Origin of the sequence: Tritonibacter horizontis (genome assembly GCF_001518015.1) — a bacterium.
Classification (GTDB): domain Bacteria; phylum Pseudomonadota; class Alphaproteobacteria; order Rhodobacterales; family Rhodobacteraceae; genus Epibacterium; species Epibacterium horizontis.
The window spans coordinates 1-9349 of record NZ_LPUY01000009.1; the positions used below are offsets into that span (position 1 = coordinate 1).

9 protein-coding genes are annotated in these 9349 nt (G+C 64.7%); 2 read left to right on the plus strand and 7 right to left on the minus strand.

The window, feature by feature from the left end:
* From TRIHO_RS01945 to TRIHO_RS01965, 5 genes are all read right to left on the minus strand, one after another.
* A partial coding sequence (locus TRIHO_RS01945; RefSeq protein ID WP_068239960.1) for an SPFH domain-containing protein occupies positions 1–1148 on the minus strand: 1148 nt, incomplete at its 3' end.
* Between the two features lie 170 nt (positions 1149–1318).
* On the minus strand, positions 1319–2263 hold the full coding sequence (locus TRIHO_RS01950; RefSeq protein ID WP_068239970.1) for a DUF2927 domain-containing protein: 945 nt from the start codon (positions 2261–2263) through the stop codon (positions 1319–1321).
* 19 nt (positions 2264–2282) lie between these two features.
* Positions 2283–3473 (minus strand): toxic anion resistance protein, encoded by a 1191-nt coding sequence (locus TRIHO_RS01955; RefSeq protein WP_068239961.1) that lies wholly within the window; start codon positions 3471–3473, stop codon positions 2283–2285.
* Positions 3474–3495: 22 nt separating this feature from the next.
* Complete coding sequence (locus TRIHO_RS01960; protein ID WP_068239962.1) at positions 3496–4452, minus strand: 5-bromo-4-chloroindolyl phosphate hydrolysis family protein; 957 nt, start codon at positions 4450–4452, stop codon at positions 3496–3498.
* A 165-nt stretch (positions 4453–4617) separates the two neighbouring features.
* The gene (locus tag TRIHO_RS01965; RefSeq protein WP_082704975.1) at positions 4618–5724 is read right to left on the minus strand and encodes a pseudouridine synthase; all 1107 of its coding nucleotides are present in this window, start codon (positions 5722–5724) and stop codon (positions 4618–4620) included.
* Positions 5725–5864: 140 nt separating this feature from the next.
* Between TRIHO_RS01965 and TRIHO_RS01970 the strand changes: the two genes are divergently transcribed.
* Both TRIHO_RS01970 and TRIHO_RS01975 read left to right on the plus strand, forming a co-directional pair.
* Complete coding sequence (locus TRIHO_RS01970; protein ID WP_068239974.1) at positions 5865–6311, plus strand: nucleoside deaminase; 447 nt, start codon at positions 5865–5867, stop codon at positions 6309–6311.
* Positions 6312–6343: 32 nt separating this feature from the next.
* Positions 6344–7144, plus strand: coding sequence for an aminoglycoside phosphotransferase family protein (locus TRIHO_RS01975; RefSeq protein WP_068239964.1), 801 nt, complete (start codon positions 6344–6346; stop codon positions 7142–7144).
* A gap of 114 nt (positions 7145–7258) precedes the next feature.
* On the opposite strand, the gene TRIHO_RS01980 is transcribed toward TRIHO_RS01975, so the two are convergent.
* Positions 7259–8428, minus strand: coding sequence for a M24 family metallopeptidase (locus TRIHO_RS01980; RefSeq protein ID WP_068239968.1), 1170 nt, complete (start codon positions 8426–8428; stop codon positions 7259–7261).
* Positions 8428–9120 carry a metal-dependent hydrolase gene (locus TRIHO_RS01985; protein ID WP_068239969.1) on the minus strand — a complete coding sequence of 231 codons (693 nt, stop codon included), beginning with the start codon at positions 9118–9120 and terminating at the stop codon, positions 8428–8430. Before TRIHO_RS01985 ends, TRIHO_RS01980 begins: the two co-directional genes overlap by 1 nt.
* Positions 9121–9349 lie beyond the last annotated feature (229 nt).

A 9349-nucleotide genomic window follows, 5' to 3' on the forward strand; every position in this document is an offset into this window, starting at 1 on the left:
ATGGTGAACAGCTGCGCCAGCTCGGTCACATCGCCTGCGCGCATCCAGCCATCCTGTCCGGGGGTCCAGACATGGCTGTCACGTTTCAGCGTGCCGTCTTGCGCCATGCGCCCCATGCGCGCCTTGGAATAGGGGCCGGTGGTCTGGCCGTTTTCGGCGATGTGCCAGACATGTTCCAGCGGCGGTGGCGGCGGGGCCATCGGTGCCGCCTGGGGCTGAGGTTGCGACGCAGCGGGTGCGGGCCGCGCGCCCCAGGGGCCGGCGGCATGACCCGCTGCCTGAGACGGTGCATTGTTTTGCATCGCGTGCCCCATCTGCTGGGCCATCGCCATGCCCATTCCCATCCCGAGCCCGGCGCCCATCCCGCTGTTGGGCGTCGTGGCGGCGGCTTCCATCGCCTCGGCGGCCTTGAACTGGGTGTAGCGGCCAAGATCGCCGATGATCCCCATCTGGGTGCGCTTGTCCATGGCCTGTTCGACAGCCGGCGGCAGCGAGATATTCTCGACGTAAAGCTCGGGGATCGACAGGCCGTACTCGGCCACGACGGGGCCGATTTCGGCGGCCACCAGCTTGCCCAGGTCGGCGGTATTCGCGGCCATGTCCAGCACCGGGATGCCGGACCCTGCGATGGCGCGCGAAAACTCCTGCACGATGATGTTGCGGATCTGGTAAGAGATCTCGTCCATGGTGAATTCACCATCGGTGCCGACGATCTCGGTCAGGAAGCGCGCCGGGTCCACCACCCGCACGGAGTAGGATCCAAAGGCGCGCAGACGGACCGGGCCGAATTCCGGGTCGCGACACATGATCGGATTCTTGGTGCCCCATTTGAGGTCATTGAACCGGGTTGTGGCGACAAAGTAGATCTCGGATTTGAACGGCGATTGAAAGCCATGGTCCCAATGCTGCAGCGTGGTCAGGACCGGCATGTTGTTGGTCTCAAGCATATAAAGACCGGGAGTGAAGACATCCGCCAGCTGGCCTTCGTGGACGAACACCGCCGCCTGGCCTTCGCGCACCGTCAGCTTGGCGCCGTATTTGATGGCGTGGCCTTCCCGTTCAAACCGGGAGACCATCGTATGCCGCGTATCGTCCGTCCAATGGATGACGTCGATAAATTCCCCTTTGAGAAAGTCGAAAATACCCAAGGCGCATCCTTTCGCGTTTGTTTGTTCAGATGTAGCAATCCGGCTGCCCCGAAACCAGAGCCGAGGGGGACGCCGGGTCGAAAATGGCATTGCGGGGAAAATTTTCCCCGCCACGGGACAGACCAACAGACCAACAGACCAACAGACCAACAGGCCGACAGACCGGCGGATCAGAGCGCCAGATCCCCCATCACCTCGCGTGCGATACGGGATACGATGGGGCGCGCGTCCTCGGCGCTCATGCCGACGCGCAGGCGCGGATCGTAGAGGATCTGCAGCAATTTCTCGTCATGGCTGGTCAGCCGGGCAAATTCGTCGTCATCGTTGAAAATGGAGGGACGCGCGCGCGGGCTGTCATTGCGCAGTCCCAACCCTTGGGCGATTTCCTCGTGAATGCAGCTCTCGCGCATCAGATCGGGTTGTTCGCTGCGGATCAGCGCGACGCCACGGGTGTAATTCAGCGGATCGCGCTGCGGCCCCCCGGCAAACACCAGACAATAGAACTTGCGTGGTGGCGTTGCAAACAGCGCCAGATCGCGATTGCTGAGGTTCGGCAGCAACCGCCGCACCCGCGCTTCGACAAAATCCGCATCATCAACGCCCGCAAACAGAACGGTGAAATTGCCAGAGCTGCCGACGGTGATCGGGTGACCGGTGATCCGCGACAGGCGCGCCGCATATTGGGTCAGCGTTGCGCGATCCTGTGCCGCCTGCGCCGGGCTGACCGAGGGGCCAAAGATCGGCTCCAGCCGCACTGGCTGTTGCCAGCGGCCAAGCCCGCCCGCACCGCCATCCAGCGCGACGGCATATTCGTCATAAAACGCCAGCGTTTCAAACCGCTCCGCCAGGTCTTCGGCATCATAGGGCGTTTCCGGCCCGCCGCCGTCGGTGCGCAGCAACCCGCGCGTCAGCAGATCCTGTTCCAGATCGCCGTAATATTTCACCAGCGTCTGGGCCTGGACCGAGGGCGTATAGACAGGTTTCACCGGGCGGGGCGTCGGGCGCGGGGTCTCCTTGGGGCCGGGGGCAAAGGCCAGGCAGCCGCTCAGGGCCAGCCCCGCCACCGCCAGCGCGCCACCGCTACACAGACGTTTCAGCCACCTCTTGCGATCCAGCACAGTCACGCGGCGCGTCTCAGCGCGGGACAGAGGTTGCAGCGGTATCGCCGACCCCGTCCTTGCGCGCCTTGGCGGCGGCCAGCGTGTCGCGCAACTCGGCTTCCATTTTCTTCAGTTCGACCTCGGCCTCGCTGCGCTTGCGTTTGCCTTCGTCGGCGATCTGCAGGCTTTCCTCGATGGTGCCGATCAGATCCGCATTGGCCTGTTTCACCGCTTCGATGTCAAAGACGCCGCGTTCCATTTCCTGGCGGATCACCTTGTTGCTCTCGCGCAGGTTGGCGGCGTTGGAGGTCAACAGCTCGTTGGTCAGATCATTGGCATCGCGCACCGCGTTTGCCGCCTCTGCCGAGCGCTGAATGGTCACCGCCTGCGCCAGCTGGGTTTCCCAGAGCGGCACCGTATTGACCAGGGTGGAGTTGATCTTGGTGACGAGGGATTTGTCGTTCTCCTGCACCAGCCGGATCGAGGGCAGCGACTGCATGGTGACCTGGCGGGTCAGCTTGAGGTCGTGCACCCGCCGTTCCAGATCGTCGCGGGCGGCGCGCAGGTCTCGCAGCTCTTGCGCCTTGATGACCTTGTCATCCTCGGGGGCTGCGGCGACGGCGGCCTCCAGGGCGGGAATATCGGTCGTGTCCAGCTCTGCCAGCTTTGCCTCGCCTGCAGCGATGTAGAGCGCCAGTTCGTCGTAGAAATCCAGCGTCTTTTCATAGAGCATATCCAGCGACTTGATGTCTTTCAGCAGGGTGTGCTCATGCGCCAGCAGGGTGTCGGTGATCTGGTCGATCTGGCTCTGGACGGTTTCAAACTTGGCGGTGAATTTGGCAAAGGGGGCGGCCCGCCCCAGCAGGCGCTCCCAGAAGGTCGGCTTGCGGCGCACATCCAGTTCGGACACCGAAAAGCCGCGAATGGTGGTGACGATGTCGCGCAGGGAATCGCCCGCCGGGCCCACATCCTTGTTGCGCACATCGGTCAGCATCGCCTGGCTGATCTGCTGCAATTCCCCCTGCGCGGCTGACCCGAACGAGATGATGGAATTGGTGTCGCCCATGTCGATCTCGTCGATCCGCGCCTTGATCGCGGTCGAGGTGGCGGGATCGGCCGCCGCCAGCGTGGCCAGTTCGCCCTTTGGCTCCGGCAGGGCGACATCGGTCACCTGTTTCACCAGCACTTCCGCTGCGGCGGCTTTCTTCTGAATGGTCTCGGACATGGGCCAGGCCTTTCCTGTCAGGTTATGAGGGGCGGTCCAACTGGACGCCTTCGCGCTCCAGTCGGGCGCGCAATACATCAATTTCAATGGTGAGGTCGCCGCGATCTTCCAGCAGAAGCTTTTGGGTGCGGGCGGTAAAATTCTGTTCCAGATCGTCCAGCAGGGCCAGGTAGTCGGCGCGGGCCTGGTCGTCGCCACTGCGGGCGTAGAGGTCGGCGAATTTGATCGTCGCGTCACGGGCCCCCATCAGATAGACGGTCAGATACTTGCGGGCGGCGGTCAAGTCGCGCGGGTCGTCCTCGACCGTGCGGCACAGGGTGCGGGCAACGGATTGGAATTGCGCGACGCGCAGTTCGACCTGCCGGTCACGGGCGCGCAGCACCGCGTCGGTCATCGCGTCCATCAGCGCTTCGGCTTCGTCGACCACGCGGGCGACACGGGCACTCTGAAAGGCGTCGATCCCTTCGGCGCCCTTGCTGGACAGCGGGTCGATGCCAAAGGCGGCCAGATGCAGACCGCAGCAGGCGATGCCATAGAGCGCGGCCGCACTGAGGCCCGGATCACTGGACCAGGCACCGAGGCTGCCGCCCAATCCGCAGAGCAGCGCGGCCAGGATCTTGCGGGGCAGGGCCGGCCTGCGGGCCACTTTGCGGGCGTCATAGGCGGACTGTGCTTTCAGCCCTTCGCGCAGCAGAACGGCAGACCCCGCCCAGAACGCCGCGGCGAGCAGCCCGGTGACCAACCCCACCGCGCCGGCGCCAAGAGACATGAGGATCATCACCGCAGGCGGCACGAACATCAGGTTCGCACGCAGCCCGACCGGGGTCACACGCGCCTGTATCGCGCCCCGCTTGCCGCCCGGTTGCGAGGTCCCTCCGGGCGAAGAGGCGGTGGAGGAAGAGGCGTTGTCTGATCCGCCGGTCTGGGGTCGACCCGCGCGGTTCTGAGGGCTGTGCTGCCCGCCAAAGCGTTGCGCCATCTGCTCAGACCCCGACGATCCAGCCGGTCCCGATGCCCAGCATCAGGATCAGCAGCGCGACATAGGCGATTGTTTGCAACGTGATAGCCCCCGGAGATCATCCATCCTCTTGCAAGGTAGGGGATCGGGGGGCTTGGTTCTAGGGGGAAGTCCGCCGAAGGACGCTCAGCCTTGCGGTTTTTTGCCGGACCGCGGGCCTTTTGCCCCACCGGAGGGGCCGGAGCCGGGGCGGGGACCGCGTGGGCCGCCCTGACGCGGTGGCGCCGCGCCGCGCGGGCCGCCTGCTGCAGCGCCGCCCGGTTTGCTACCGCCCGGCTTGCCCGGTCCTTTTGGGGCATCGGTGCGGGCGCTGTTGCGGGTGGGCCGGTTGGAGCGCTGAGGTTTCTTTTGCGCTTCGCCGTCGCCTTCCGGCGCGGCAAGGCCAAGCTGGTCGCGTACGACCTTGGCGCGCAGCTCTTCGACCTCGCCTTCTTTCAATGTGCCAAGCTGGAAGGGACCATAGGAGACCCGCAGCAACCGGTTCACCGGATAGCCGATCTCTTCGATTGCGCGGCGGATTTCACGGTTCTTGCCTTCGCGCAGACCGATGGTCAGCCAGGCGTTGGCGCCCTGTTGACGGTCCAGCGAAACGGTCATCGGCTGGAACCGCTCGCCGTCGATGACCAGGCCTTTGCGCAGCGGTTCGAATTCGTGATCCTGCGGGCGGCCATTGATGCGGACCCGGTACCGGCGCAGCCAGCCGGTGGACGGAAGTTCGAGCTGGCGCTTGATGCCGCCGTCATTGGTCAGCAGCAACAGACCTTCGGAGTTGAGGTCGAGACGGCCGACGGTCATGACCCGCGGCAGATCCTCTGGCAGGGCATCAAATACGGTCTTGCGCCCCTTCTCGTCCGAGTTGGTAGTCACGAGGCCGGCCGGCTTGTGATAAAGCCACAGGCGCGGCGCTTCGGCGGCGGGCAGCGGCTTGCCGTCAACAATGATCCGGTCTTGTTCGGTGACGTTCAGGGCCGGGCTGTCGATGGTGTCGCCGTTGACGACAACGCGTCCCTCGGCAATCATCCGTTCCGCTTCCCGGCGCGAGGCGACGCCGGCGCGCGACAGCACCTTGGCGATCCGGTCCCCCTCGGGGGTGCCGTCAGATGGCCGCGCGTCTGATGTCGCCCCTCCCTGCGGGCCTTTGTTCGCGCGCGGCTTTGCAGGCGGTTTCGCCTTTGGCCGGGAACCTGGCGCGCCGCTGCGCGTGTGTGGGGCGGGAGGGGTTTTCTTGTTCATGCCGCTGCCATAGCCTATTCGCGGGAGCTGTGAAAGCGTCCATTGCAGTGCGATAGGGGCTGATACAGGGCGACAGCGGCTGAGACCGGGTGATCGCGGGCGAAGTGGCGGCAATGGGTCCGGGCAGGGAGGTTCAACGGATGTTTCGATCCTTTATGGCAGAGGCCCTGGCCGAAGCGCGAAAGGCGGCGGCGCGCAATGAAGTGCCGGTGGGGGCGGTTCTCGTCAGCCCTGGCGGCGATATCATCGCGCGGGCGGGCAATCGCACCCGCGAGCTGAACGACCCCACCGCCCATGCCGAAGTGCTGGTGATCCGCGAGGCCTGCGCCCTGTTGCAGAGCGAGCGCCTGCCGGGGCACGATCTTTATGTAACGCTGGAGCCTTGCGCCATGTGCGCGGCGACGATTGCCGCCACCCGGCTGGCACGGGTGTACTACGGGGCGTCCGATCCGAAATCCGGCGGTGTGGCCCATGGCGCGTGTGTCTTTGAACATCCACAGGCGCATCATGCGCCTGAAGTCTACGAAGGGTTTCTGGCGCGCGACTGCGAGGCGCTGCTGCAGACCTTCTTCGCCGCGCGCCGGTGAGGCCAGCCTCGTCGATTCCGCCCGACACGGTGATGCGCCGGTTTGCCCTGACGCAGGCAGAGATCTGCGCCGAAACCCCCATGGCGCGGGTCTGGTCGGTGCGGCGCGCCGACGGAACATTGGCCGCGTTAAAGCTCTATCGCGCCGGGCATCTGGGTAACGAGGCGACAGGGTTGGAGTATTTGCGCCGCTGCACAGGCGACCCGGCAGTGACCATCCATGACGCCGGACCGGACGCGGTGGTGATGGGCTGGCTGGAAGGGCCGAGTCTGGGGGATCTCGCGCGCCAAGGCGACCCAGTGCAAGCCGATGGGGACCTCGCTGCCGTAGCGCAGGCCTTGCGCCTGAAATCGCTGTCGGCGGCGGGGCTGCTCCCCCTGACGGAGTTGTTTCGCCCACTTCTGGTGGCAAAATTGGCAACACCGCAAGCGCAGTTTGCCCAGCAGGTGGCGTCAAAATGCCTGTCTGATCTGGCAACGGGGCGTTGGCCCGTGGTCGCCTTGCATGGCGATTTACACCACGACAATGTGATCCTGACAAGCGGTGGGCTCCGGGTGATCGACGCCAAGGGACTGGCCGGTCCGGCAGCTTATGAGCTGGCCAATGCCTTTCGTCATCCCAGAGGGGGCGCAGGCTATGCCCTGCAACCGGCGGTGATTGCGCGGCGATTGTCGCTCTGGTCGGATGCGCTGGATTGCAGTTCCACGGACCTGTTGCGCTGGGCGATTGCGAAGGTGGCCTTGTCGATGGTCTGGGCGGGCGATGAACGGCCGGGCGAGCTTGCGGTGCTGCGCGCCTTGGTGCGGGAGGGTGCGCGCAGCGGGGTGGAATGAGGCCTTGTGGCCGACCGCAGGGCGCGCGCCAAGGCGCCGACTGTCCGAAGGAGGGCGGGTCAACCTTCGGACAGCACCCCTGCCAGCGCTGCGCCGGATGTCGGCGGTACGGGGTTACTTCACCACGATTTCGCGCGGGACATCGGCCAGCGGCTCGCCGCCGTTTGGGGTCACCACGAAGGTCTCGGTGATGGCCATGCCCCAGTCTGGCGTCCACAGGCCGGGCATCAGGTGAAAGGTCATGTTCTCTTCCAGCTTGGTCGTGTCACCGGGGCGCAGCGACATGGTGCGTTCGCCCCAGTCCGGCGGGTAGCTCAGGCCCACCGGATAGCCGGTGCGGCTGCCCTTGATGTAGCCCGCGCGACCAAAGCTTTCGTAGACGCAGGAGGCGACCTCCTCGCAGGAGACACCGGGCTTGGCCACGGCAAAGGTATCCTCGATTGCCTGCAGAATCGCGGCCTCGCCCCGGCGGATGTCTTCGGGCGGGCTGCCGAGAAACAAGGTCCGGCTGATCGGGCAGTGATAGCGCCGCACACAGCCCGAGATTTCAAAATAGGTGGCTTCGCCCGGCGCCAGCGGCCGGTCGTTCCAGGTGATATGCGAGGCGGAGGCCTCAATCCCGGAAGGCGCAATCGGCGCAATCGCCGGATAGTCGCCGGGCAGATCCGGCAGGCCTTCGATCCCGGCGGCCTGCACGCGGGCCACCAGCGCGTTCTTGGCGATGCCTTCGTTGAACTCCGCACGCAACACGCCATGCATATGCGCCGACAGGCGCCCCGCACTGCGCATCAGTTGCAGTTCCTGTTCGCTCTTGACCGCGCGCTGCCAGTTCACCAGCCCGGTGGCATCCGCCAGCCCGTCACGACCAAAGGCCGTCTCAAGGATCTGATAGCTGCGGGCGGAGAAGTAATAGTTGTCCATCTCGACGCCGATGGCCTCAACCCAGCCGTATTCGCGCAGCAGGTCGACCAGCGAATCAAACGGATGGTGGTCGGGGTGCTGCACATGTTCCTCAGGCCAGTCGAACAGGTGGTCCGCTTCCAGCCAGGTGGTCAGCGCGGCGCCGGGTTTGTCCTGGGTGCGTCCCCACCACATCGGCATGCCGCTTTCGTGCAGAATCACCGCTTGCGGCACATAGAAACTCCAGCCGTCGTACCCCGTGAGCCAGGCCATGTTTGAGGGATCGCAGATCACCAATGTCTTGAGGCCCCGCTCGGCCATGGCACGGCGGGTTTTTTCCAATCTGCGGGCGTATTCGGTTGTGGTGAAGTCGTTGGCGGGCATTAGAACTCTATTTCTTTCATAACCTGAGGCTCGATGACGTTGACCTCGGGGAGCGCGTCAATCAAGGGCTGTGCCGACTGTTCCAGCAACGGGAACGTCCGATAGTGGCATGGAATGAGTGTTTTGAAGGCAAAGTAACGCTTGGCCGCATAGGCCGCGCCTTTCATATCCATGGTGAAATGACCGCCTGCTGACAGGATGCCGATGTCGGGTTTGTAATAATCCGCCATCCAATCCATGTCCGCCATGATGCCGGTATCGCCCGAGACATAGATCATGTGACCTTCGGCGGCGATCATATAGCCCACTTCGCTGCCCGCGGCGCGCAGCCCGTCCGGCGTCGTGAAGCTGCTGGAATGCGAGGCGGGCACCATCGAGATCTGGATCTCGTCGACGCGGATCGTGCCGCCCTTGTTGAACCCGGTGGTCTCGACGCCTTCGGCTTCGCTCCAATAGCCCATCAGGTCGTATTGGCCTATAATTGGAATCGACAGGTGTTTGGCGAGGCCGAGCACATCTGCAACATGATCGAAATGCGCATGGGTCAGCAGGATGTGCGTCGCCCCCTCGGTCGCCGCCGCGTGCTGGTCGTCGCGCAGCGCCGGGTTGCCGGTCAGCCAGGGGTCGATCAGCACCACGCTCCTGCCGGTTTCAAGGCGGAACCCGCCGTGGCCTAACCAGATCAGCTTCATCGCGTCACCTCCATGATATGGGTCGGAATTTTGGAATGTCTTTGCCGGAACTCTATCAGGGGTTTACAGAAAATCCATGGATTGGACACGTGCAATTGACAGCTATTGCGAACGGGTTGGCCCGGCGCTTCTGGCGGAGCCGCTGAACGCGGTGACCAATCTGGCCTTTGTGGTTGCGGCGCTGGTGATGTGGCGGCGCGGGCACCGGCGCGCTGCGGGGGCCGGTGGC